The 22850-nt window shown below is 63.6% G+C and carries 24 protein-coding genes; 15 read left to right on the top strand and 9 right to left on the bottom strand.

Annotated features, from left to right (window positions below; translation table 11 throughout):
• Window positions 1-25: 25 nt before the first annotated feature.
• Window positions 26-1441, top strand: coding sequence for an apolipoprotein N-acyltransferase (lnt, locus tag DXY33_RS11515; RefSeq protein WP_115133050.1), 1416 nt, complete (start codon window positions 26-28; stop codon window positions 1439-1441).
• Here the strand turns inward: lnt and mnmA are convergent.
• The gene (mnmA, locus tag DXY33_RS11520) at window positions 1393-2544 is read right to left on the bottom strand and encodes a tRNA 2-thiouridine(34) synthase MnmA (RefSeq protein WP_115132996.1); all 1152 of its coding nucleotides are present in this window, start codon (window positions 2542-2544) and stop codon (window positions 1393-1395) included. The genes lnt and mnmA overlap by 49 nt on opposite strands.
• A gap of 50 nt (window positions 2545-2594) precedes the next feature.
• Between mnmA and DXY33_RS11525 the strand changes: the two genes are divergently transcribed.
• Window positions 2595-4118, top strand: coding sequence for an NAD(P)H-hydrate dehydratase (locus DXY33_RS11525; RefSeq protein WP_115132997.1), 1524 nt, complete (start codon window positions 2595-2597; stop codon window positions 4116-4118).
• Between the two features lie 179 nt (window positions 4119-4297).
• Window positions 4298-5236, top strand: coding sequence for an RpoD/SigA family RNA polymerase sigma factor (locus DXY33_RS11530; protein WP_115132998.1), 939 nt, complete (start codon window positions 4298-4300; stop codon window positions 5234-5236).
• A gap of 45 nt (window positions 5237-5281) precedes the next feature.
• Here DXY33_RS11530 and pdhA read toward each other — a convergent pair whose 3' ends face one another.
• The gene (pdhA, locus tag DXY33_RS11535; protein ID WP_115132999.1) at window positions 5282-6367 is read right to left on the bottom strand and encodes a pyruvate dehydrogenase (acetyl-transferring) E1 component subunit alpha; all 1086 of its coding nucleotides are present in this window, start codon (window positions 6365-6367) and stop codon (window positions 5282-5284) included.
• Window positions 6368-6468: 101 nt separating this feature from the next.
• Here pdhA and DXY33_RS11540 point away from each other — a divergent pair, with 101 nt between their 5' ends.
• The 5 genes from DXY33_RS11540 to DXY33_RS11560 all read left to right on the top strand — a co-directional run bounded on the left by DXY33_RS11540 (window position 6469) and on the right by DXY33_RS11560 (window position 12307).
• On the top strand, window positions 6469-8460 hold the full coding sequence (locus DXY33_RS11540; RefSeq protein WP_115133051.1) for an ARC6/PARC6 family protein: 1992 nt from the start codon (window positions 6469-6471) through the stop codon (window positions 8458-8460).
• Between the two features lie 68 nt (window positions 8461-8528).
• Window positions 8529-10016: a signal recognition particle protein gene (gene ffh, locus DXY33_RS11545; RefSeq protein ID WP_115133000.1), complete on the top strand. Its 1488-nt coding sequence runs from the start codon at window positions 8529-8531 to the stop codon at window positions 10014-10016.
• Window positions 10017-10095: 79 nt separating this feature from the next.
• Complete coding sequence (gene rpsP, locus DXY33_RS11550) at window positions 10096-10503, top strand: 30S ribosomal protein S16 (RefSeq protein WP_115133001.1); 408 nt, start codon at window positions 10096-10098, stop codon at window positions 10501-10503.
• Between the two features lie 8 nt (window positions 10504-10511).
• Window positions 10512-11507, top strand: coding sequence for a PhoH family protein (locus tag DXY33_RS11555; RefSeq protein WP_115133002.1), 996 nt, complete (start codon window positions 10512-10514; stop codon window positions 11505-11507).
• Between the two features lie 68 nt (window positions 11508-11575).
• A complete protein-coding gene (locus DXY33_RS11560; RefSeq protein ID WP_114988417.1) occupies window positions 11576-12307 on the top strand; it encodes a Bax inhibitor-1 family protein in 732 nt (243 codons plus the stop codon).
• 85 nt (window positions 12308-12392) lie between these two features.
• Here DXY33_RS11560 and DXY33_RS11565 read toward each other — a convergent pair whose 3' ends face one another.
• A complete protein-coding gene (locus tag DXY33_RS11565) occupies window positions 12393-12914 on the bottom strand; it encodes a hypothetical protein (protein WP_115133003.1) in 522 nt (173 codons plus the stop codon).
• A gap of 88 nt (window positions 12915-13002) precedes the next feature.
• Between DXY33_RS11565 and era the strand changes: the two genes are divergently transcribed.
• From era to larB, 5 genes are read left to right on the top strand one after another with little or no spacing between them, the layout of a single operon-like run.
• Entirely contained in the window at window positions 13003-13938 is a 936-nt protein-coding gene (gene era / locus DXY33_RS11570) for a GTPase Era (RefSeq protein WP_115133004.1), read from the top strand.
• A 37-nt stretch (window positions 13939-13975) separates the two neighbouring features.
• A complete protein-coding gene (locus DXY33_RS11575) occupies window positions 13976-14437 on the top strand; it encodes a phycobiliprotein lyase (RefSeq protein WP_115081985.1) in 462 nt (153 codons plus the stop codon).
• A gap of 6 nt (window positions 14438-14443) precedes the next feature.
• A complete protein-coding gene (trmD, locus tag DXY33_RS11580) occupies window positions 14444-15649 on the top strand; it encodes a tRNA (guanosine(37)-N1)-methyltransferase TrmD (protein WP_115133005.1) in 1206 nt (401 codons plus the stop codon).
• Window positions 15650-15709: 60 nt separating this feature from the next.
• The gene (locus tag DXY33_RS11585) at window positions 15710-16093 is read left to right on the top strand and encodes a TIGR03792 family protein (protein WP_371634851.1); all 384 of its coding nucleotides are present in this window, start codon (window positions 15710-15712) and stop codon (window positions 16091-16093) included.
• Complete coding sequence (larB, locus tag DXY33_RS11590; RefSeq protein ID WP_115133007.1) at window positions 16090-16764, top strand: nickel pincer cofactor biosynthesis protein LarB; 675 nt, start codon at window positions 16090-16092, stop codon at window positions 16762-16764. Before DXY33_RS11585 ends, larB begins: the two co-directional genes overlap by 4 nt.
• A gap of 4 nt (window positions 16765-16768) precedes the next feature.
• Here larB and DXY33_RS12570 read toward each other — a convergent pair whose 3' ends face one another.
• The 5 genes from DXY33_RS12570 to DXY33_RS11610 all read right to left on the bottom strand — a co-directional run bounded on the left by DXY33_RS12570 (window position 16769) and on the right by DXY33_RS11610 (window position 20360).
• The gene (locus tag DXY33_RS12570) at window positions 16769-16927 is read right to left on the bottom strand and encodes a hypothetical protein (RefSeq protein WP_170951044.1); all 159 of its coding nucleotides are present in this window, start codon (window positions 16925-16927) and stop codon (window positions 16769-16771) included.
• A gap of 98 nt (window positions 16928-17025) precedes the next feature.
• Window positions 17026-17985, bottom strand: a complete 960-nt coding sequence (locus DXY33_RS11595; protein ID WP_115133008.1) for a DUF1517 domain-containing protein — start codon at window positions 17983-17985, stop codon at window positions 17026-17028.
• Between the two features lie 18 nt (window positions 17986-18003).
• Window positions 18004-18222: a sulfur carrier protein ThiS gene (thiS, locus tag DXY33_RS11600; RefSeq protein ID WP_114988409.1), complete on the bottom strand. Its 219-nt coding sequence runs from the start codon at window positions 18220-18222 to the stop codon at window positions 18004-18006.
• A 3-nt stretch (window positions 18223-18225) separates the two neighbouring features.
• The gene (locus tag DXY33_RS11605) at window positions 18226-19284 is read right to left on the bottom strand and encodes a thiamine phosphate synthase (RefSeq protein WP_115133009.1); all 1059 of its coding nucleotides are present in this window, start codon (window positions 19282-19284) and stop codon (window positions 18226-18228) included.
• 134 nt (window positions 19285-19418) lie between these two features.
• Window positions 19419-20360 carry a bifunctional riboflavin kinase/FAD synthetase gene (locus DXY33_RS11610; RefSeq protein ID WP_115133010.1) on the bottom strand — a complete coding sequence of 314 codons (942 nt, stop codon included), beginning with the start codon at window positions 20358-20360 and terminating at the stop codon, window positions 19419-19421.
• A 54-nt stretch (window positions 20361-20414) separates the two neighbouring features.
• On the opposite strand from DXY33_RS11610, the gene DXY33_RS11615 reads away from it, so the two are divergent.
• On the top strand, window positions 20415-20975 hold the full coding sequence (locus tag DXY33_RS11615) for a DUF3611 family protein (protein WP_006849623.1): 561 nt from the start codon (window positions 20415-20417) through the stop codon (window positions 20973-20975).
• Here the strand turns inward: DXY33_RS11615 and surE are convergent.
• Window positions 20960-21769 carry a 5'/3'-nucleotidase SurE gene (gene surE / locus DXY33_RS11620; protein WP_115133011.1) on the bottom strand — a complete coding sequence of 270 codons (810 nt, stop codon included), beginning with the start codon at window positions 21767-21769 and terminating at the stop codon, window positions 20960-20962. The two genes, DXY33_RS11615 and surE, sit on opposite strands and share 16 nt — an antisense overlap.
• A gap of 71 nt (window positions 21770-21840) precedes the next feature.
• Between surE and pheS the strand changes: the two genes are divergently transcribed.
• Window positions 21841-22848: a phenylalanine--tRNA ligase subunit alpha gene (pheS, locus tag DXY33_RS11625; RefSeq protein ID WP_115081995.1), complete on the top strand. Its 1008-nt coding sequence runs from the start codon at window positions 21841-21843 to the stop codon at window positions 22846-22848.
• Window positions 22849-22850 lie beyond the last annotated feature (2 nt).

The following is a 22850-nucleotide window of genomic DNA, read 5'->3' on the forward strand; positions in this document are numbered from 1 at the left end:
ATGCCTTTGGCCGGGACTGCTGACCATGGGCAATCACCAACTGCAGGCTGGATCGCGGGGCCTGTTGGGCGGCGTCCTGGCTGGTGTGGCTCCATCCCTCGGCGGCCCCCTGCTGATGGTCCCCGCCCTGGCGCTGCTCTGGTCCGTGGTTGAGCGTCCCCGCTGGTCAGCGGTCTGGGGACTGCTGGCCGTTTTGATCAGCCACCGCTGGTTGCTGGCCCTGCATCCACTCACCTGGATGGGCGTTCCCGCCTGGCTCAGCCTGCCTGTGGCACTGGCCCTCTGGTTGGCCTGCGGGAGCCTTGCCGCTCTGCTCCTGGCCGGATGGTCTGTGCTGGCGCGGCGTCTGCCTCGCCGTTGGCCGCGTCCAGTGCGGCTGATGCTGCTGGCCGGGCTCTGGGGCCTGGCTGAACTGGTGTTATCAGGGTCGCCGTTGTTCTGGATCGGCGTCGGCGGCACCACCCTTCCCTGGGACCGCCCCCTGGCGGGATTGGCCCGCTGGTTCGGTTCCGGAGGGCTGACCTGGCTGCAGTTGTGCTGGGGCTGCTGCCTGCTGGCGCTGTTCGAGCAACCCGCAGCCTGGCGTCGCTGGGGCCTGCTCGGATTGGCCAGTGTGCTGCTGGCCCATGGCTTGGGCAGCTTGCTGTTGTTGGCGCCGCCGCCGCCGGTCGGTTCCGTTGCTCTGGGGGCCTGGCAACCCGCTGTTCCCACGCGAGAAAAGTTCGATCTGGAGCGTCAACAGGCGCTTCCCCAAGCTCTGGTGGAGGCGATGCGTCAGCTGGAGCCCACCAATCCGGCTGCTGTGGTGGCTCCGGAAGGAGCGCTGCCGGCGCGTTTTCAGCTGCCGGTCGAGGCTCCAGCCATTCCTCTGATCAGTGGCGGATTTCGTTGGGTGCGGGGTCAGCAACGCAGTTCTCTGTTGCTGTACGAGCCGCCTGACTGGTTTCCCGTTCCTCTGGCTGACAAGCACCGTCTGGTGCCGATCGGGGAATGGATCCCGCCCCTTCCCGCCGGGCTGACGGCAGGACTGTCTGCGGTGGGTGGGTTGACCCCCGGTCCGGCCCCGAGAATGATGGAAGTGGTTGAACCCCCTGCGGCAGTTGCGATCTGCTACGAGATCGCCGATGGTCTGGCCCTGGCACGCGCTGCTGCCGATGGAGCGACCTGGCTCCTGGCCATCGCCAATCTCGACCCCTACCCGATGCAGCTGCAAAAGCAGTTTCTGGCCCTTGCGCAGTTGCGGGCGATCGAGACAGGACGGGATCTGCTCAGCGTTGGCAACACGGGCCCCACGGCGCTGATTTCGGCCAACGGGTCGGTGCAGTGGTTGCTTGCGCCTGAGGCTCCAGGCGTCGCTGAGGCCCTCGTTCAGGTGCGCCAGCGCGTCACGCCCTATTCCCGTTGGATCAGCCCCCCACCCAGGACTGTGTCGCCGTCGTAGAAAACCGCCGCCTGGCCTGGTGTGATCGAGAACTTCTCCTCTTCAAAGCGGAGACGACAGCGGTGGGGCCGCTCCCGTTGCTGATCTGCTTCGGTGGCCGGAAGGGGTGAAAGCTCCGCACACACCGGTGTGCTGCGGTAGCGCACCTGCACATCAACGGTTCGTGGCGCCTCGATCGGGTCAATCGACACCCAGTTCACCGCACCCACCACGCAGCTGTCTCGGCCGGCTTCGGCCCGGGGTGCGACGACCACTCGATTCATCGCAGCGTCAAGTCGGATGACGTGAAGCGGTTCGCGCCAGGCCACACCGAGCCCTTTGCGTTGGCCGATGGTGAAGTGTTCGATGCCGTCGTGCTCGCCCACAACAGTCCCGTCCGAAAGCACGATTTCCCCCTGCCGCGGGGGCAGATAGGCATCCAGGAACGCCCGCATCGATCCGTGGTGGTCGGCCAGGCAAAGATCCTGGCTTTCCGGTTTTTCTGCGGTGCGCAGACCGTGGCGGGCGGCTTCGAGCCTTGTGTCGGGTTTGGTCAGTTCCCCCAAGGGAAAAACGATGCGCCCCAGAACCTCCTGGGGCAGGTCGTAGAGGAAATAGCTCTGGTCCTTGCGGGTATCGAGGCCCCGCAACAGCTGATGGCGCCCTTGATCGCCGCCATGGCGGATCCGGGCGTAGTGGCCGGTGGCGATGCGGGGCAGCTTGCGTTCCTGCAGGGCCCAATCAAGCATCGGTCCGAATTTCACCGATCGATTGCACTGGGAGCAGGGCAATGGCGTGATCCCATCGCGATAACCATCCACCAGCCGTTGCACGATCTCCTGCTGGAACGTCTCCCGTGTGTCCACCACGTGATGGGGAATGCCGAGCTGCTCACAGATGCCGGCTGCATCCACAAGCCCCTCGGCGCAACAGGCCCCTTTCCCGCTCATCAGCCAGAGGGTCAGGCCTTCCACCTGCCAGCCCGCTTCCACCAGCAGTGCCGCCGTCAGGGAACTGTCGACGCCTCCAGAGAGACCAACGGCCACGCGGTGCTCCCCGGGCCATTGCCGCAGGCGCTCAAGAGCAGCCTCTCCAGCGCGGGTTGTGGTGGATCCAACGGCCATGGGCGGCGCAGGGAGTTCTCTCCATAGTGAGGTCCCGGCAACCGCAACTGGTGTGGCCTCCCGCTGATTCTGATCATCTGCTTCTGGATGCCGCGTCCATGGCCGCCTGCGAACAGAGGGTGTTCGACAGCGGCATGCCTGTTGCGGCCTTGATGGAGAAGGTGGGGCTGGCCATGGCGGCTTGGCTGCTGGCGCGCCGGGATCTGCTGCGCCATGGCGTGGTTGTCCTGGTGGGGCCCGGTCACAACGGTGGCGATGGTTTGGTGGTGGCTCGGGAGTTGCACCTTGCTGGCGTTGAGGTGTCCTTGTGGTGTCCCCTGCCGATTCGCAAGCCCCTCACCGCTGAACATCTGCGCCATGGCGAGTGGCTTGGTCTGCAGCGCCTGGCTGACGAGCCCGAACCCGGCGGAGCCGCACTTTGGCTTGATGCGGTGTTCGGTCTCGGCCAGAGTCGGCCGCTGCCTGAGTTCTTGGCGGATTTGTTCCGGCGTCGGCAGCAGCTGCAGCCTGGGTCGTTGATCAGTCTGGATCTGCCGTCAGGCCTTTGTTCCGACCAAGGAACCGTGCTGGGCGAGCAGGCAGCCTGTGCCTCGGTCACCCTCAGCGTTGGCTGGATCAAGCGCGGGTTGTGTCTGGACCCGGCCCGTCCCTGGGTGGGTGCGCTGGTGCGGATCGATCTGGGCTTGCCGCCTTCGGTGATGAGCAACGCCGCTGCGGTCTTGCCGCGCCGCCTGCCGGTGACAGAGGCCTGCTCGGCCCCGTTACCGCCGCTGCCGCCCACGGCGATGAAGTACGAACGCGGCCGCTGCCTGGTGGTGGCGGGCAGTGATCGTTATCCCGGCGCAGCACATCTGGCGCTGCGGGGGGCCATGGCCAGTGGCTGCGGATGTGTTCAGGCCTTTGTGCCGCCCCGTCTGCAATCCGGCTTGTGGCAGGTGTTGCCGGAGGTGATGCAACTGGAGGACGCGGTGATTCCAGAGCGGCTGGATGCGGTTTTGGTCGGTCCCGGTCTGGGGGAGTCCAGCCATTGGTGGAGCCAGTGGTCGGAGCAGATGCTCAGCGTCGCTGGTTTGCTGGTGCTAGATGCCGATGGCATCAACGGTCTGGCGGCCAGTCCGGAGGGGTGGCGTTGGTTGTTGAAGCGGCGGGGGCCCACCTGGCTCACGCCCCATGCGGCCGAGTTTGCGCGGTTGTTTCCAGACTGTGGAGCAGGTGACGCGCTGGAAAGGGCGATCTCCGCAGCCCGCTGCAGCGGTTGCTGCATTTTGCTGAAGGGGGCGCATTCGGTGCTGGCGGATCCATCGGGTGCAGCCGTGGTGCTGACCGGCACGACCCCACGGGTGGCCCGCACCGGCCTGGGTGACGTGCTGGCCGGTTTTGCCACCGGTTGGGGTGCCCAGGCGGTTGCAGCACAGCAGCAGCCTGGGCTGGAAAGCTTCACTGCCGCTGCGGCTTTGCACGGTTTGGCGGCCGTTCGTGCTCGCTCCAGTGATGCTTCTGCGATTGCGGATTGTTTGAAAATCAATACAGCGCGGTGTCAGAAAAAGCAAACAACGATGTTCAACGAAGTCTGAACAAATGATTCGTTTTGATTGCCTCGGCTGGCAGGTCCCAAAAGAGCTTTTCTTGGTTTTTAAATCTTTCGTAAATCTGAAATGTTGCGGTTTGCTGTTCTGAATCTGAAGGGTTGCTGAAAACACTTCGACATTCTTTCTGTTCGTAGGAAAGTCAACTCACTTCCGCAGCACCCAAGGTGTCCACAGCTTCCAAGCCGCTGGAGACGCAACGCCGGCGCAGCAGCGACCCCGTCAGTTGGTATCTCGCCACCATCGGCAGAATTCCACTCCTCACCCCAGCTGAAGAAATCGAGCTGGGCAATCAGGTACAGGCCATGATGGCCCTCACCGAAGACGGTTCCCGTGAGTTCGAGGGTGGAGAACTCACCACGGCACAGCGCCGTCTTCTGAGGATCGGTCGCCGTGCCAAAGAGCGGATGATGAAGGCGAACCTTCGTCTTGTGGTCAGCGTTGCCAAGAAATATCAAGGCAAAGGTCTGGAATTGCTCGACCTGATTCAGGAGGGCTCCCTCGGCCTGGAACGTGCTGTCGAGAAGTTCGATCCCACCCGGGGGTACAAGTTCTCCACCTATGCCTTCTGGTGGATCCGCCAGAGCATGACCCGCGCCATTGCCTGTCAGTCGCGCACGATCCGGCTCCCTGTTCATCTCAGTGAGCGGCTCACCACGATCCGCAAGGTGAGTCTTGATCTCGCCCACAAGCTCGGCGCCATGCCCAGCCGTGTGGAGATTGCCGAAGCCATGGACATCCCCTTGGATGAGCTGGATTCGCTGCTGCGTCAGGCGCTCACCACCAGCAGCCTGGATGCTCCCGTCAACGGTGAGGAGGGGCGCAGCTTCCTTGGGGATCTGATCGCTGATTCATCCCTCGATGAACCGCTCGAGATCGTGGAACAGCGGATTCATCACGAGCAGCTGGGCCGCTGGTTGAGTCACCTCAGCGAACAGGAGCAGCACGTGCTGCGCATGCGCTTCGGGCTTGAGGGCAACGAGCGTCACACCCTGGCTGAAATCGGACGCCTGATGGAGGTGTCCCGCGAGCGGGTGCGCCAGGTTGAGCTCAAGGCGCTGCGCAAGCTGCGCAACCTCACCCGCCGTCTCCCGAGCGGCATTTGAGCTGCCTCGGGAGTCGTTGGTTTCAACGGATCCCGTTCGGTTGAATCAGTCTTCCGCCCAGATGTAACGCGTGAGTTCTGCGGGATCTGGCTCGGGTGCCGAGAGGGCGAAGTCAACGCAGTCCTGAACGATGCCGTCGATGTCCTTTTCGATGGCGCGCAGCTCTTCGCTGTTCACCAGACCCGCTTGGGTCAGGTCCCGCTCGAGGGCTTTGAGGGGATCACGCTTGGCCCAGAACTGCTTTTCTTCCTCCGCCCGCAGTTCGTCCGGGTCGGCCAGGGAGTGGCCACGGAAGCGATAGGTGAGGCACTCCAGCAAGGTCGGACCTTCACCCGCCCTGGCCCGTTCCACCGCGCGTTGGGCCGCTGCCCGCACCGCCAGAACGTCCATGCCATCCACTTCTTCTCCGGCCATGCCGAAGGAGCTGGCCTTGCGCCAGATCTCCGGGTCACTGGTGGCCCGGTCGTGGGCCATGCCAATGGCCCACTTGTTGTTTTCGACCACGAAAATGATCGGCAGCTTCCACAGCTGCGCCATGTTCATGCACTCGAAGAACTGACCGTTGTTGCAGGTTCCATCGCCGAAGAACGCTGCTGTCACGGCGTTGCTGGAGGCATCACCGAGGGCGTCGCGCTTGTAGCGGCTGGTGAAGGCAGATCCAAGTGCCACGGGAATGCCCTCAGCGATGAAGGCAAACCCGCCCAGAAGGTGATGCTCCTTGGAGAACAGGTGCATTGAGCCGCCACGACCCTTGCTGCAACCGGTCTCCTTGCCGAAGAGTTCGCTCATCACTTCGCGGGCCGGCACGCCGGCACTCAAGGCATGCACGTGGTCGCGGTAGGTGCTGCAGAACCAGTCGTGCTGACGCTTCATCGCACCGATCACACCGGTGCTCACCGCTTCCTGACCGTTGTAGAGGTGCACGAAGCCAAACATCTTGCCCCGGTAGTACATCTCGGCGCATTTGTCCTCGAAGCGCCGGCCCAGGGTCATGTCCCGGTACAGCTCCAGACCGGTCTCCCGGTCCACGGTGGCCCGTTGTGCCGTCACCAATTTGGAGAGCCGTTCGGCATGGGGGCCAGCAGTCGCAGTGCCAATTGGAGCGGAATCGACAGCGAGGTCCTGACCCATGTCCACCTAGGGGATTGCACTCAACTTTAAGGGCCAACCGATGAGCGATGGGCAAAACCCCTGACACTGACTAAGATCCGCGTCTCCTCGCAGCGGTGCTGTTGGATCTGCCCATCGATCATTTCCGACTTCTGGGCGTTAGTCCATCGGCAGCGCCAGAGGCGATTCTGCGCCGCTTGGAAGCCCGCTGCGACAGTCCACCTGATCAGGGCTTCACCCACGAGGTTCTGCTCCAACGGGCTGATCTGCTGCGCCGCTCCGCCGATCTGCTGACCGATCCCGCCGACAGGGCTGAGTACGAAGCAGCCCTGTTGCGCCTCAGTGAATCCCATCCCAACGGCACGGTGGGCTTGGACCTTCCCACCAGCAGTGAGGTGGCGGGCCTGATTCTGCTTTGGGAGGCCAATGGCGCTCTCGAGGCCTTTCAGTTGGCACGCCAGGGTCTCCAACCCCCTCAGGCCCCGGCCCTCGGGAGTGGCCGTGAAGCGGATCTGACGCTTCTTGCCGCCTTGGCCTGCAGCGATGCTGCCGTGGAGGAACAGGGCCAACGGCGCTATGAGTCGGCGGCCCAACTTTTGATCGACGGCATTGAGCTGCAACAGCGGATGGGCAAGCTGCCCGACCAGCAGCGCCAGCTGGAAGACGCCCTGCAGGGGCTGACTCCCTTCAGGATTCTGGATCTGCTCAGCCGAGATCTTGGTGATCAGGATTCCCATCAACGGGGGTTGAAGCTGTTGGATGAGCTGGTCGTGGCCCGTGGTGGTCTCGAGGCCACCGATGCTGATGGCGTTCAGCCCGGCAGCCTCAACCAGGAGGATTTCGAATCGTTCTTCCAACAGATCCGCCGCTTCCTCACAGTTCAGGAGCAGATCGATCTGTTCAGCCGCTGGTTTGAGCGGGGCGCAGCTGATGCCGGTTTCCTCACAGTTTTGGCCCTCACCGCAGCAGGGTTCTCGCGGCGAAAGCCTGAATTTCTCGAGCAGGCTCGCGATCGGCTGCAGACGCTTGCCAATGCCGACCTCGATCCCATGCCGCTGCTTGGCTGCCTGGATCTGCTTTTGGGCAACGTCAAGGATGCGGATCGGCATTTCGCGCTTTTGCGTGATCCGGATCTGCAGGCCTGGTTTTTGAACCATCCTGGTGATCGGTTGGCTGCGCAATGCGAGTACTGCCGGGCCTGGCTTGAACGCGATGTCTTGCCGGGATATCGCGACGTCGATGCCTCTGGTGTTGATTTGGATGCCTGGTTTGCTGATCGTGACGTGCAGGGCTTTGTCGATCGTCTCGATCGCAAGGCGTCGCGCCAGATCGGTGCCGAAGAAATCACCCTGGCCTGGGCGATGGCAGGCGATGCATCCCTTGGTGACTCGAGCGACGCAGCTGAATCAGATCAGGACGTTGACTCCGAAGACACGGATGCCATGCCTTTCTGGCAGCAACGTTTTTGGCAGCAAAGTTGGTTTCGCCCAGCTGCTGCCGCTGTTGCATTGGTCGGGATCACCATTGCGGGTTTCGCCCTGCTTCGACGCAACTGGGATCCTGCGCCTCTGCTGCCGGAAATCGCTTCACTCTCCGCTGAGGAAGAGGAGGTTGAAGGTAAGCAGGAGCTCGATGCCGTTTCATCCACGGTGGATGACGCGCCGGTGGATGACGAGCCCATCGCGAGCCTGAAGCCCGACCTTGAGCCTTCAGCGCCCACAGAACCACTGCTCAGTGAGGCCCCAACCCAAGCTGAGCTTCAGGCTTTGCTCCAAGGATGGCTTGATGCCAAGGCGTTGATGCTCTCCGGTGAGCCGGCAGATCTTTCCGTCGTGGCCAGGGAGCCCCTGGTGAAGCGCGTGGAGCAGGAGAGGGAAGCTGATCAGGCTGCAGGGCGATCCAAGTCGATTGATGCCTCCATCACCAGCATTGAGGTGGTCGACCGCAAGCCTCAGAGGATTGAACTGCTGGCCCAGGTGGCCTACAGCGATCGCCTTCAGGCTGCTGATGGAACCGTCATTGATGAGACGGCACCGACTGATTTCAGCGTGACCTACGTGCTCGGCAGAGATGGAACCCAATGGCGTTTGCACGACTACATCTCGGGCTCCTGAGTTGCTTGCCCGGGTTGCTTGACCGTCGCTTTTTACGATCACCCCATTGATCCAGGGGCGTAACGCCGATGTTCGACGAGCTTTCAGCCCGTTTTGAGGATGCGGTCAAGGGGCTGCGTGGCCAAGACAGCATCAGCGAAACCAACGTCGATGGAGCCCTAAAGGACGTCCGTCGGGCCTTGCTGGAAGCCGACGTGAGCCTGCCGGTGGTGAAGGAGTTCGTGGCTGAGGTCCGCGACAAAGCCGTTGGTGCGGAGGTGGTGCGCGGGGTCAGCCCGGATCAGAAGTTCATCCAGGTGGTCCATGAACAGCTCGTGGAGGTCATGGGGGGCGATAACGCTCCTCTGGCCAAGGCAGCTGAAGCTCCCACCGTCGTGTTGATGGCCGGCCTTCAGGGTGCCGGTAAAACCACCGCAACGGCCAAGTTGGGCCTCCACCTCAAGGATCAGGGGCGACGAGCCCTGATGGTGGGCGCCGACGTTTACCGACCAGCCGCCATCGAGCAGTTGAAAACGCTCGGTGCTCAGATCGATGTGGAGGTGTTCAGCCTCGGTGCTGAGGCCAAACCGGAAGACATTGCAGCCGCTGGTCTGGCCAAGGCGAAAGAAGAAGGCTTCGACACGCTCCTGGTCGACACCGCCGGTCGCCTCCAGATCGACACCGAGATGATGGAGGAGATGGTGCGGATCCGCACTGCTGTGCAGCCCGATGAGGTGCTGCTGGTGGTGGATTCGATGATCGGCCAGGAAGCGGCCGAACTCACCCGCGCCTTCCACGACCAGGTGGGTATCACCGGAGCGGTGCTCACCAAGCTTGATGGTGATTCCCGCGGTGGTGCCGCCCTTTCGATCCGCAAGGTGAGCGGTCAGCCGATCAAGTTCATCGGCACCGGAGAGAAGGTGGAGGCCCTGCAGCCGTTCCATCCCGAACGGATGGCCAGCCGCATCCTCGGCATGGGTGATGTGCTGACGCTGGTGGAGAAGGCCCAGAAGGAGGTCGAACTCGCCGACGTCGAAAAGATGCAGAAGAAGCTGCAGGAGGCGACGTTTGATTTCTCGGACTTCGTGAAGCAGATGCGCTTGATAAAGCGCATGGGCTCGCTTGGGGGTCTGATGAAAATGATCCCGGGCATGAACAAGATCGATGACGGCATGCTCAAGCAGGGGGAGCAGCAGCTCAAGCGCATCGAGGCGATGATCGGCTCGATGACCCAGCAGGAGCGGGAAAATCCCGATCTCCTGGCGAGTCAACCCTCAAGGCGTCGCCGGATTGCCAGCGGCAGCGGCCATCAGGCCGCAGATGTGGACAAGGTGCTGGCCGACTTCCAGAAAATGCGCGGCTTCATGCAGCAGATGAGCCAGGGCAACATGCCTGGCATGGGAGGCATGCCCGGGATGGGTGGAATGCCTGGAATGCCTGGCATGCCGGGCATGGGCGGAATGCCAGGAATGCCTGGAATGGGTGGCATGCCCGGAGGTGGAGGTCGTCCTGGTCGCGGTGGACCACCGAAGCGGCAGCGACCCGCCAAGAAGAAGAAGGGCTTCGGGGATCTGTGAGGGCGGAACGGTATGGTGGTTGTTTGGCGGGCCTTTGGGCGTCGCCGGATCACCTCTTTTCCTTCATTCCAGGGCCACGATGATCAAGCTCCGCCTGAAGCGGTTTGGCAAGAAGCGGGAAGCGAGCTTCCGCCTCGTGGCCTGCAACAGCACCTCACGTCGGGACGGTCGTCCCCTGCAGGAGCTGGGCTTCTACAACCCGCGGACGAAGGAAACCCGCCTCGACACCGAGGCCATCCGTGAGCGTTTGGGTCAGGGTGCCCAACCCACCGATGTGGTTCGCACGCTGCTCGAGCGCGGCGGTCTTCTGGAAAAGACCGTGCGTCCTGCAGAGACCGTGGGCAAAGCCAAGCAAGCGGCCAAGCGTGAAGCTGATGCCAAGCAAGCCGCCAAGGAGGCTGCCGAGGCTAAGGCTGCAGCTGCTGAGGAGAAGGCTGCAGAAGCTGAAGCCTCTGATTCCGCAGAATCCGAATCCACCGAGGGCTGATCATTCCGGTGTCTGACGACGGCGAACGCGGCCGTTTCGTTCTCGACCTGCCTGATCCCGATGCTGCACTGGCCCTCGCCGGTGAAGCGGAAACAACCCTGCATCGCCTGGAAGCTCTGACAGGAGCCTCCATGGTGTTGCGGGGTCTTCAACTGGTGATCACCGGGCGGCCAACGCAGATTGAGAGGGCTGCTGCGGTTGTGGAATTGGTGCGCCCGATCTGGCAGGACGGCCAGTCGGTGTCACCAGTGGACCTCCAGTCGGCGCTGGGAGCACTCAACACCGGCCGCGGCGATGACCATGCCGCCATGGGCGAGCAGGTGTTGGCGAAGAGCCAGAAGGGCAATCTGCTGCGCCCGCGCACCCTGCGCCAGAAGAAATACGTGGACGCCATGGAGCGCCACGACCTCACCTTTGCCCTCGGTCCTGCCGGCACCGGCAAAACCTTTCTCGCCACCGTTCTCGCGGTTCGGATGCTCACCGAACGCAAGGTGGAGCGTTTGATTCTCACCCGGCCGGCTGTTGAAGCCGGGGAGCGCCTTGGCTTCCTGCCGGGCGACCTGCAGCAGAAGGTGGACCCCTATCTGCGTCCGCTCTACGACGCTTTGCATTCCCTGCTCGGCGCGGAGAAAACCACTGTGCTGTTGGAGAAGGGCGTGATCGAGGTCGCTCCCCTGGCTTACATGCGAGGCCGCACCCTGAGCGATGCCTTTGTGATCCTGGATGAGGCGCAGAACACCACGCCGGCTCAGATGCGCATGGTGCTCACCCGCCTGGGGGAGCGTTCGCGAATGGTGGTGACCGGAGACATCACCCAGGTGGATCTTCCGTCCACCGTGCAGAGCGGTTTGGTGGAGGCGTCCGAGGTGTTGGAGGGTGTTGAAGGGGTTGCGGTCTGCCGCCTCACCGCTGCGGATGTGGTGCGCCACCCCCTCGTGCAGCGGGTGGTGGAGGCTTATGCCCGCCGGGACGAACGCAAAATGCCCAAAGTTCAGCGTCGATAGGGAGATCCACACCCCAATCCCTTGTCACCGCTGGCAGGATGTGATGAGTCTTTGGTGACCTGGTCGACATGCCAGCAAGCAGCAATTTCCAGGAGGCGATCCGCGAAGCGCAATCGAGCGCCCTCGTCGGCCCCAACGTCGTCAATAAAGCGCTGCCCTACGTCGGCGGCGGCATGGTGCTCACCTCAATCGGGGTGATTGGTGGTCTCTCGATGATGGCCACACCGCTGTTCATGCCCCTGTTCTGGGTGGCTGTGATCGGCAACCTGGTGCTGTTCTTTGTGGCGCAGAACGTCGCCTTGAAGGGCAACAACGCCACAGCCTTGCCGCTGCTGTCGGTCTACAGCCTGATCACCGGTTTCACCCTGAGTGGTCTCGTGGCTTTGGCGGGAGCCGTTGCGGGTGTGGGTGCAGTCGGCACCGCCGCACTGGCCACCGGAATCACCTTCGTGATTGCCTCGATCGTTGGCCGTCGCATGAGCGATTCCGTTGGCCAGGCGCTCTCCGGAGTGGTGGGTCTTGGATTGATCGGCCTGATCCTGGCGATGGTCGTCCAGTTCATCGGTGGCATCTTTGCCCCTGCCATGTTCCATGGCACCAGCTTTGAGCTGATGATCGCCGGATTCGGCACCGTTCTCTTCGTGGGCGCAGCCTTCGTCGACTTCTACACGATGCCCCGCTCCTACCGGGATGACCAATACCTGGCAGGTGCCCTGAGCATGTACCTCACCTACATCAACCTGTTCATCTTCATCCTGCGCCTGATCATCGTGCTCAACGGTGGCGGTCGTCGCGACTGACCGTTGCGGCTGATCGTCGCGACTGACGATGCCAACGCAATCGAATCAACCTTCGCCCCGGCCTGTCCGGGGCTTTTTTTGTGGCTCAGCCCTCAGCCACGGCATAGACGCTGTCTCCGATGGCTTGTTTCTGCTCGGCGTCGTACCCCCACTTCTCCAGGAAGGAGACGTCTTCACCGCGGTTGTCGAGGGCTGCGGCCAGCAGTTGCTCCAGGCGCTCTTTCACCTCCGCTGGTTCAAGCAGTCTGAGCAGTTCAATGCAACGGCTGCTGACCCGCTCCGAGCCGGCCTGCTGGGCCTCATCTCCCGTGCGCCGGTGATGCACGGCCATGGCGGTGCTCATGGCCAGATTGCGGACGCTCAGATCCACAACGCCAGCCCCGGCGCCCCGTAGTTGCCCCACGACGGCATCGGGCAAACGATCCATCAGCACGCTCTCGCCCGCCAGGCTCACCACGAAAAATCCCCGGGCACCATCGCGGCTGGCCACCATTTCACCGATGCGGTCGGCCAGCACCTCATCGCTGATCTCCTCGTTGTCCCACTGCTGCAGCCAGGCCGCTGTGATCTCCATGGCCTGCTGGAAGGTGGGCTGCTGATCCGCCATGGACCTTTTCAATTCCTGCCCTAAGGCTATGGGTCGATTCAACGGGCCGATCCAACGGGTCGATCCAATGGCGGCGCAGACTTAGAACATGCATGCAACTCCCCTGCCAGAGGATTACCGCTCTGGCTTCATCGCACTGATCGGTCGCCCGAACGTGGGCAAATCCACGCTGGTGAATCAGCTGGTGGGGGAGAAAGTGGCCATCACATCGCCCGTGGCCCAGACCACCCGCAACCGCCTGCGGGCCATCCTCACCACGGAGGTGGCCCAGATGGTTCTGGTGGATACGCCAGGCATCCACAAACCCCACCACTTGCTGGGGGAACGGCTGGTGAAGAGTGCCCGCAGCGCCATCGGTGAAGTGGACCTGGTGGTGTTGCTGTTGGAGGGCTGCGAGCGCCCGGGGCGCGGTGATGCCTTCATCGTGAATCTGCTGCAGCAGCAGTCCCTGCCGGTGCTGGTGGCCCTGAACAAGTGGGACAAGCTGGCGGAGGAGCACCGCTCTGAAGCGGAAGAGGCCTATGCAGCCCTGCTGCAGGAGACGAATTGGCCGGTGCACCGCTGCAGCGCCCTGTCAGGCGATGGCTGCGCGGAGCTCACAGCAGCGATGGCGGCGCAGTTGCCCTTGGGGCCACAGCTGTATCCGCCCGAGATGGTGAGTGATCAACCGGAGCGGGTGCTGCTGGGGGAACTCATTCGTGAGCAGGTGCTTCTGCACACGCGGGAGGAGGTGCCCCACAGCGTTGCCGTCATCATTGATCGCGTTGAGGAGTTGCCGGCCAAGGGCAAGGGTGCGGGTCGCACGGCCGTGTTAGCCACGGTTCTGGTGGAACGGAAGAGTCAGAAGGGGATCCTGATCGGCAAAGGCGGGGCGATGCTCAAGACGATCGGCCAGGGGGCGCGGCTGCAGATGCAGGTGCTGATTGATGGCCCGGTGTATCTGGAGCTGTTCGTCAAGGTGGTGCCTGATTGGCGCAGCAAACCGGCCCGCTTGGCGGAGCTGGGTTACACGGGGGATCAATAACGAGAAATGCCTGCCCTACGGCTGAGAGGATGGGCGCATGAGTGAACAAGCCTTTCCCCCGGAAGACCCTGGCTCTTTTCTGAGCCTCTGCGACGGGGAGTGGATGAGCCTTCGCAGTTGCTTTGAGCTGGCTGCCGGTGGTGATGACGAGTGGCACAGCAGTGAACGGGGTGAACTCACCGTTCGCTGCGTGAGCGAGCAGGGGGCTCTCGGCCAACTGCAGGTGCAGGCCCCTGGTGGAACCAGCAGCACCCTCACCTTCGCCGCTGATGGACAGCTGATCCTCGATGGAGATTCCCCAGGCAACTGGAGGTTCTGGCCTGACGGCAGCATGGAGTTGAACCTCAGCCGGGCTGACGGCGTGCAGGTTCAGGAGCGGATCTGGTTCACGCGGGCCAACCTGCGCCTGCGCAGCACCACGGCGGTGGATGCCCAGGGAACACCGGTGCAGGGCAGTTTCTGCACGGACATCCGCAGGGTGTCCAAACCCGCGGCCTGAGGCGGCATGGCCCCCTACCGCCTTGATGTGGTGAGCCTGGCGCCGCAGGCGTTTGCTCCTCTGCTGGAGCTGGGGGTGATCGGTCGTGCCTTCAACGCGGGCATTGCCGAGTTGCATCTGCATAACCCCAGGGACTTCGCCACGGATCGCCATCGCAAGGTGGACGACGAGCCTTACGGGGGCGGTGCCGGCATGGTGCTCAAGCCCGAGCCGGTGTTCGCCGCGATGGAGGCGATTCCCCGCAGTCCCCGCAGCCGGGTGCTGTTGATGTCACCGCAGGGGCGTCCCCTGCAGCAGGCGGATCTGCAGCGTTGGTCCATTGACCACGATCAACTGGTTTTCCTCTGCGGTCACTATGAGGGCTTCGACGAGCGGATTCGCGGCTTGGCCGATGAGGAGGTGTCGATGGGTGATTTCGTCCTCACCGGTGGTGAGCTGCCGGCGATGACGGTGATCAACGGTGTTGTACGCCTGCTGCCCGGCACGGTGGGGACCGCCGATTCCCTGGTGGAGGAAAGCCACAGTGCACTCCTCCTGGAACACCCGCATTACACCCGCCCCGCCGACTTCCGCGGCATGACCGTTCCGGATGTGCTGCGCAGTGGCGACCACGGTGCCATCGCCCGGTGGCGCCAGGAGCAGCGGGAGCAGCGCACCCGCGAGCGGCGGCCCGATCTGTTTGTCCGCTGGCAGACCGCGACAATGGATGACCCTTCAGATCCCGGCATGCAGCTGCGCATCGGCAACGGATACGACATCCATCGGCTGGTGCCCGGACGGGCCCTCATCCTCGGGGGTGTGACCCTGGACCATCCCGATGGTCTTGGCCTGGATGGCCACAGCGATGCCGATGTGCTGGTGCATGCGGTGATGGATGCTCTGCTCGGGGCCCTCGCCCTCGGTGACATCGGCAAGTATTTCCCCCCCACCGATCCCCAATGGAAAGGGGCCGACAGCTTGAAGCTGCTGGATCAGGTGGTCAAGCTGGTGAAGGAGCGAGGCTGGTCGGTGGTGAACATCGATGCGGTGGTGATCGCTGAGCGCCCCAAGCTCAAGCCGCACATCACCAAGATGAGCAGCCGGATGGCGTCTGCGATCGGCATCGCCCCCGATGCCGTGGGTGTGAAGGCCACCACCAATGAAGGCTTGGGTCCGGAGGGACGGGAAGAGGGCATCAGTTGCCAGGCTGTGGCCCTGCTGCAGCGGAGCTGAACCGTGCATCGCCTCAGGTCTGTTCTGCTTAGGGTCATTGCACCTTGTTTGGCGTTGGTTCTGTTGTTGGGCGGGCTTTCGGAGACAGAGTTGCGAGCAGAGTCCGACCCGACACGTGGTGACGTGGTGGCTGTGGTGGAGCACCTGCGGCTGCAGGTCCCCCGGGAGAGCCGTGAGCAGTGGATGGCGGCGGAACGCGGCAGCTGGGAGCCTTGGCTGAAGCAACAGCCGGGTTTTCTGGGCCGTGATCTGTTCTGGGATCCGGCCACCGAAGAGGGAACGCTGCTGATTCGTTGGAGCAGTCGTAAGGCATGGAAATCGATCTCCATGGCTGAGGTAGAGACGGTTCAGGAGCGCTTCGAGACCTTGGCCCGCGAGCAAACAGGACAGCGCCAGGGCAACCCATTCCCGCTGGTGTTTGAAGGGGAACTGTTGCCGCAGTGACCACCCCGGATGCTCGCCTCGATCTGCGGCGCCGTCAGCGCTTGGGCATGGTCGAGGCCGTGTGGGGGGAACACAAGACAGCCGATCAGATCATCGCCATCCTTGAAAGCTTTACCGCTGCAGGAGAACTGGGTTTGGTGACCCGGGTGGATCCCGAAAAGGCGGCACGGGTGTGTGAGGCGTTGCCAGCGGTGGAGCTGCATGCCGACGCTCGCTGCCTCACCCTGGGTGCATTGCCTCCTGTGCCTGCGTCACCTGCTGCGGTGGCGGTGCTCAGCGGAGGCAGCAGTGATCGCACGGTGGTGGCGGAGGTCAGCTTGGCCCTGCGTTGCCACGGCATCGGCGTGGATCTTGTGATGGATGTGGGGGTGGCTGGATTGCACCGCTTGTTGGATCAACTGCCACGTCTGGCCACGGCGCGGATCCTGATCGCCTGCGCGGGAATGGAGGGTGCGTTGCCGACGGTGCTGGCTGGTCTGGTGCCGCAACCGGTGATCGGCGTCCCGGTTTCGGTTGGCTATGGAATCAGTGCAGGGGGACGAACCGCTTTGGAAGGCATGCTCGCCAGCTGTGCCCCAGGCTTGACGGTGGTGAATATCGACAACGGCTACGGCGCAGCCATGGCTGCATTGCGGATGCTCAGGGGCTGTGCCCCGGACGCTTCAAGCTGAGGCTTCAAGCCGCAGCGGAAGGATCGATCTGGCCGAGACGCTGCAGCTCAGCGCTGTTGTGATCGCACTCCACCTGCTGAAGCGCATGCACAAGAGCTTCCAGATCAGCCCGCGCCAGCTCACCGTCCTGTTGCCATTGCATGGAGCGGGGGTCGGGAGCCAACGCTGTAGGTGCGCAATCTAATCAAGCCAGGCTAGGCCTGATCGCTGGGGAAAAATACTCAGAAAACCTGTAGATGAGTCATGAATGGCTCTGGCGTCTCAGAGGTGTTGGAGGTTGGGGTAAGCCGTCACCAGGTCGTTGGCGCTCAGCACATCTCCGCGGCCTTCCGGTTGCCAGATCACTTCCAGGGCCATGAGTTCACTGGAGGCTGTGGAACCAAGAATGCGAAGGGTCTGGCGCAGATCTTCTCCAGTGTCGGCTCCGGCGAGCTTGGCCGATGCCGTGGAGGCCACCAGCAAGGTCACAACGATGAATTCGTTGGTGGCATCCGCGTCTCCAGAGCTGTTGCTCGTGTCCGTGGTCCGCTGTCCGCCGACGTTGCTGGTGAGCTCAGCGTCCAGCTTGCTGCGCTCGTTCATCGAGAGGCGATTGAACGTCGATTCAGCTGAACTGAAGGGAACACTGCCGCTCTCGGCATTGGCGTAAACCCAGAGGTCCGGTTGGCGCAGCAGGGCCAGGGTTGTCTCCTGCAGCAGTCTTTGCAGACCGGCGGAACTGCTGGTGTCTGAAGAGGCGGCCAAGGATCGCAGATCCTCCTGCAGGGATTTGGCACTGGCCAGCAGGCCCACCTGCACCTGAATCATGTTCACGTTGCGCGGCATGGCCGGCGCTGCAGCAGCACCACCGATCGAGGGGGCATTGCCAACGCCTCGAAGGGCGTTCACCAGCACGCCTGCTACCGCCATCAGGATCAGCAGACCAAACAGTCCGCCCCCACCGAAGCCGAAGATGGGGATGAGGAAGGGGAAGCCCATCCCACCGCCGCGGTAACCACCCATGCGGTAGCCACCGCCGTAGCTGCCACCCCGGTAACTCCCACCGGATCGCGGCATCGAAGGAGCGCGGAAACTGCCCCCTCCCATGCGCCCACCGCGGGCGGCATCAGCTGGCTGTGCCTGGAACAGGCAGAGCCCCACAATCACCAGCGGCAACAGCAGTGATGCGAGCAGTCGTCGGGATCGTGTCAACAGTCGGGGAGTGGCCACAGCAGCGCCCACAGCATTGATCCGGCGACTCTAGGAACCACCACCAACGATGGTGACGATCTCAAGGGTGTCGTCATCCTTCACCACGATGCTGTCCCAGCGGCTGCGGGGTGCGATCACACCGTTGTGCTCGGCCACCACCAGCTGGGGGTTGTTGGCCAGCAAGGCAACAACCGCCGCCAGGCTGGCGGGATCCGGTGCTGGATCCAGCACGCGGGTTTCACCGTTGACCATCAGGGTGAGAGGCATGGCTCAGAACATGGCGTGGTCCAGCTGCTGGAGCAGTTGCCGCGAGGCCAGACCGCTGTCATCTGCGTGCATGATCGCGCCGATCACGGCCGCGCGCTGGCCACCTGCCGTGAGCAGTGCCGGCAGGTTGGCCGAGGTGATTCCACCGATGGCGAAGACGGGGCGTTGGCTGATCGCAGTGGCCTGCGCCAGGAGCTCCACACCAACAGGCTTCCGCTCGGGTTTGACGGCCGTGCAATGGATCGGGCCAAATCCGAGATAGTCGATTGGCTCCTGCTGAGCCTGATGAACCTGATCGATGCTGTGGGTGCTGCGGCCCAGCAGACGATCAACGCCCAACAGATCGCGGGCCACCTCGCTGGGCATGTCGTCCTGGCCCAGGTGCACCCCATCCGCATCCACCGCCAGGGCCAGGTCCACACGGTCATTGATGAACAACAGCGCCCCGAAGCGGTTGCAGAGCTGCCTGAGCTGCTGAGCTTCCCGCAGGCGTTCGCGGTCGTTCCCCGCTTTGCAGCGGTACTGCACCATCCCCACGCCGTTCCGCAGGGCGGCCTCCACCCGATCGGTCAGGTCATCGCCGGGGGTCGTGATCAGGCAGAGACGAGCGTCCTTGAGTTTGTTGCGTCGCCGTGCTCCCAGGGTGGCGTTGAGGCAGGTCACCTCCAGGTCGTAAAGCCCGTAGCGGATCGCTGCCGCTTCAGCGGCCAGCGCAGGATCAATGGTGCGGCCGTACTCCTCCAGCACTCGCAAAGCCTCCTGCACCCGGGCGCAGTTGGCCGCCACCACGTGGTCGGGGCTGTGGCGATCGAGTTGGGCCGGATGCTCCAGTCCGGCGCCGGTGTCGGTGCTGGTGGAGCGGGCCTGCTTGTAGCTGTCGTGATGGAGTCGACCCAGGCGTTGACGCCAGTCCTTGAGGCGCACCACCAGATCCTGTTGCTCCAGCCCGAAGCGGCACCAGTCCTCAACCACCCTCAGGCCTTCCCGGGCACGGTCGAGGTTGGCGTCGATCAGGCGTGCCACCCGTGGATCAAGGGTTGCATCGCTTGGGGTTGGATTCATGGCACCCTGTGGGCAACGGTTTCGGCGTCGGTCATGGAGAACGGTGGTTCTGAGAGCACCATGCACGTTCTGGTCTGGGGAATCGTCCTTCTCGGCGGCATCGGCGTGTTCATCGTCTGGGGGCTGGTGAATGCCTATCCGACCGTGGCCTGAGAACCGGTCTGAAGGATCGCGCGGGCCTGGGCTGCGTCGCGGCCGATCTGGCTGCTGAGCTCCTCGAGGCCGCTGAATTTGGTCTGGCCGCGTAAGCGCTGCACCGGCTCGACGCCCAGCTGCCGGTCTTCCAGTTCCAGGCTCTGATCCAGAAGGTGCACCTCCACGGCTGAAGGGGACGTGGGATCGATCGTGGGTTGGGGCCCGAGGTTCATCACGGCTGGCAGCCGATCGCCATCCCCATCCAGCTGGGCCCAGGCGGCGTAGACGCCAAGCCCTGGCAAGGCCTTACGGCCATCTACCTGGAGATTGGCGGTGGGCCAGCCCAGTTCACGTCCCAGGCCTCGGCCCCGCACCACCCGTCCCTGAAAGCGGTAGGCCCGGCCCAGCAAGGCTTTGGCGGTGGTGAGGTCGGCCTGGTCGAGGGCCGCGCGGATGCGGCTGCTGCTCATCCGGCCCTCTTGGTCTTCAACGATCGGCACCACCTTCACCTCAACGCCGCTGCGAGCCGCCAGCCGTTCCAGCATTTCGGCGTCACCGCGCCGCTGATGACCGAAGCGGAAGTTGGTGCCCACGGCAATGCGCCGGGCCTGAAGTGTGTTCAGCAGCACGCTGGTGACGAAGTCCTCCGCACTCAGTTGAGCCAGCTCGCGGGTGAAGGGCACCAGCACGAGCTGCTGGATCCCCAAGGGTTCGAGCAGAGCGAGTTTTTCGCTGGGTAGATCCAGCCTCAGGCGTGCCTCCCCGAATAGCACCTCACGGGGATGCGGCCAGAAGCTCACCACTGAGGCAACGGCATCGTCCGGGCTGTCCTGGATGGCCTCGGCGATCACGCGGCGATGGCCGGCATGCAGGCCATCGAAACTCCCCAGCGCCAGGGCAGTGGGCCGACGGGCTTCCTCTGGAGAGCAGAGCGGAATCAAAGAGGTGCAGAAGGGGCGCTTTGGTGGCAAGTTTGAACGACCGAGCACCAGGGCATGCCAGACCGCCTCGATTTCCAGAAGTTGTCGTTCGGCGTGCGTCGGATGGGATGGATCCGGTTCTGGATCCAGGTGGTCCTTGGCATCGTTGTGGTGGGCGTTCTGCTGTTCAACAACATCGGCGGCAGCCTGGCCCGCAATTCCGAACGTGCCGTGGGTCTGGGGCCTGGCCTTTCGCTCACATCCCTGGCCTTCCTCGTGCTGCTGTTCAGCCTCTGGCAGGGCTGGCTGATCGTTCGGACCGGTCGGGCCATCGACAGCGCGGCTCGTCCCAGTCGGGGCGAGGTGGCGCGGCTGATCAAACGGGGGCTGTTGGCGGATCTTCTGGGTCTCACCTTCGCCACCATCGGCTATCAGGCCCTCGCTGGCAGCCTGTTCGTGCAGGCCTCAATGCAGACACCCGGAATTGCCATCGGCGGCCGCGGCATGGCCGACAACCTGGCGATCACCTCCCTGGAAATGCTGTCTGTGCTCAGCAACACCCAGGTGCTGTTCGCCCACCTGATCGGGGTGTTGTTCTCCCTTTGGTTGCTGCAGCGGGTTTACCGCACCAGTTGATCCTTGAGCTTGAGCTGCGGCAGTCCGCTGAGGGGGCCCCGCCAGAACAGGTCGGGCTGGATCGGTGTGAGTGAGGGGGAATTGGCGTGGATCTGAGCCACATCACTAGGCCAATCCCTTGGGCCTTCTCCGGCTGATTCCAGATCCTGCACGGCTTCTCCGGCCAGCCAGTAGTAGGCGCGGCCACGGGGGTCTTGCCGACGGCTGAATTGCTCGTCGTAGCGCCGGATCGAGAGACGGGTCCAGCGCAGTGCTCCCATCTCCTCCCGGGCACAGGGGGGGATGTTGAGGTTGAGCAGCAGGTTGTCGGGCCACTGGTCGGCGATGGCCTGTTCACTCACCTCAAGGGCAAGGTCGGCGGCCGCCTGAAACTGACGCCACTGGAAGCAGGCGCTGCTCACCGCCAGGGAACGAATGCCCTCAAGGGTGCCTTCCATCGCTGCGGCAACGGTGCCGGAGCAGAACACATCTGTTCCCAGGTTGGGGCCGTGATTGATGCCGGAGAGCACCAGGTCTGGCTTCTCCTTCACCAGTTCGAACAAGGCCAGCTTCATGCAGTCGGCGGGGGTGCCACTGCAGGCCCAGGCGGTGACCCCTGGGGCGAACAGTTCATCGGCCCGCTCGGCGCGGATGGGGGTCTGCAGGGTGAGGCCATGGCCTGTGGCCGACCGTTCCTGATCCGGGCAGACCACCGTCACCTCATGGCCGCGGGCTGCCGCTGCGGCGGCCAGGGTTCGGATGCCGTCGGCGAAGACCCCATCGTCATTGCTGATCAGGATCCGCAGCGGGGCCATGGGGTCATACGCACTGAGATGAACCTAAGCGGCACGGCTGCTTACAGTCAGCAGCTGTCTGTTCCATCCCTGTGAGCGCACCGGTCACCCTGCAGCAGCTCACCGATCAACTCGATGCCCTCGAGCAGCAGGCCGCGGCGGAGATCGCCGAGGCGGCCGATGCCGCTGCGCTGGAGCAACTGAGGGTCGGGCTGCTGGGCAAGAAGGGCCGCATCTCCGGTGTGCTCGGGGCGATGGGCAAGTTGCCCGGTGAGGAGCGTCCCCTGGTGGGTCAGCGCGCCAACGTGCTGAAAACGCAGGTGCAGTCGCTGTTGGGAGAGCGGCTCCAGGCCGTGAAGCAGGCGGCCATGGCGGAGCGCATCGCCAGGGAAAGCCTCGATGTCACCGCCCCGGCTTCCGGGGTGCCGATGGGGCATCGCCATCCCCTGATCACCACCACTGAAGAGATCGTCGATCTGTTCCTGGGCCTCGGCTACAGCGTGGCAGAGGGGCCTGAGGTGGAACGGGACCACTACAACTTCACTGCGCTGAACATCCCCGAGGACCATCCAGCCCGGGACATGCAGGACACCTTTTATCTAGGTGGTGATCTGCTGATGCGGACCCACACCTCCCCGGTGCAGATCCGTCACCTCGAAGAGAACCCGCCGCCGGTGCGGATCGTGGCTCCCGGACGGGTGTATCGCCGTGATGCCGTTGATGCCACCCACTCGCCGGTGTTCCACCAGGTGGAGGTGCTGGCTATTGATGAAGGGCTCGATTTCAGCCACCTGCGCGGCACGGTGATGGCCTTCCTCAAGGCCTTCTTCGGTGACCTGCCAGTGCGTTTCCGGGCCAGTTATTTCCCCTTCACCGAGCCCTCCGCCGAGGTGGATGTGCAGTGGCGCGGCCGCTGGCTGGAGGTGATGGGCTGCGGCATGGTGGATCCCGCCGTGCTGGAAGGGCTGGGCCTCGATCCGGAGCGCTACAGCGGTTTTGCCGCGGGCCTTGGGGTGGAGCGCTTCTGCATGGTGCGCCATGGCATTGACGACATCCGCCGGCTGTACACCAGCGATCTGCGCTTCCTCGAGCAGTTCTGATC

Source organism: Synechococcus sp. N26 (genome assembly GCF_900473975.1).
GTDB lineage: Bacteria > Cyanobacteriota > Cyanobacteriia > PCC-6307 > Cyanobiaceae > Parasynechococcus.

What these genes read in the sequence shown, in the direction of transcription:
- DXY33_RS11605 (WP_115133009.1), bottom strand. Translation starts at nt 19,284, where the DNA reads ATGAATCCAACCCCAAGCGATGCAACCCTTGATCCACGGGTGGCACGC.
- lnt (WP_115133050.1), top strand. Translation starts at nt 26, where the DNA reads ATGGGCAATCACCAACTGCAGGCTGGATCGCGGGGCCTGTTGGGCGGC.
- DXY33_RS11565 (WP_115133003.1), bottom strand. Translation starts at nt 12,914, where the DNA reads ATGGCGGATCAGCAGCCCACCTTCCAGCAGGCCATGGAGATCACAGCG.
- mnmA (WP_115132996.1), bottom strand. Translation starts at nt 2,544, where the DNA reads ATGGCCGTTGGATCCACCACAACCCGCGCTGGAGAGGCTGCTCTTGAG.
- thiS (WP_114988409.1), bottom strand. Translation starts at nt 18,222, where the DNA reads ATGCCTCTCACCCTGATGGTCAACGGTGAAACCCGCGTGCTGGATCCA.
- pdhA (WP_115132999.1), bottom strand. Translation starts at nt 6,367, where the DNA reads ATGGGTCAGGACCTCGCTGTCGATTCCGCTCCAATTGGCACTGCGACT.
- rpsP (WP_115133001.1), top strand. Translation starts at nt 10,096, where the DNA reads ATGATCAAGCTCCGCCTGAAGCGGTTTGGCAAGAAGCGGGAAGCGAGC.
- DXY33_RS11560 (WP_114988417.1), top strand. Translation starts at nt 11,576, where the DNA reads ATGCCAGCAAGCAGCAATTTCCAGGAGGCGATCCGCGAAGCGCAATCG.
- ffh (WP_115133000.1), top strand. Translation starts at nt 8,529, where the DNA reads ATGTTCGACGAGCTTTCAGCCCGTTTTGAGGATGCGGTCAAGGGGCTG.
- DXY33_RS11615 (WP_006849623.1), top strand. Translation starts at nt 20,415, where the DNA reads ATGCCAGACCGCCTCGATTTCCAGAAGTTGTCGTTCGGCGTGCGTCGG.
- trmD (WP_115133005.1), top strand. Translation starts at nt 14,444, where the DNA reads ATGGCCCCCTACCGCCTTGATGTGGTGAGCCTGGCGCCGCAGGCGTTT.
- DXY33_RS11575 (WP_115081985.1), top strand. Translation starts at nt 13,976, where the DNA reads ATGAGTGAACAAGCCTTTCCCCCGGAAGACCCTGGCTCTTTTCTGAGC.
- surE (WP_115133011.1), bottom strand. Translation starts at nt 21,769, where the DNA reads ATGGCCCCGCTGCGGATCCTGATCAGCAATGACGATGGGGTCTTCGCC.
- era (WP_115133004.1), top strand. Translation starts at nt 13,003, where the DNA reads ATGCATGCAACTCCCCTGCCAGAGGATTACCGCTCTGGCTTCATCGCA.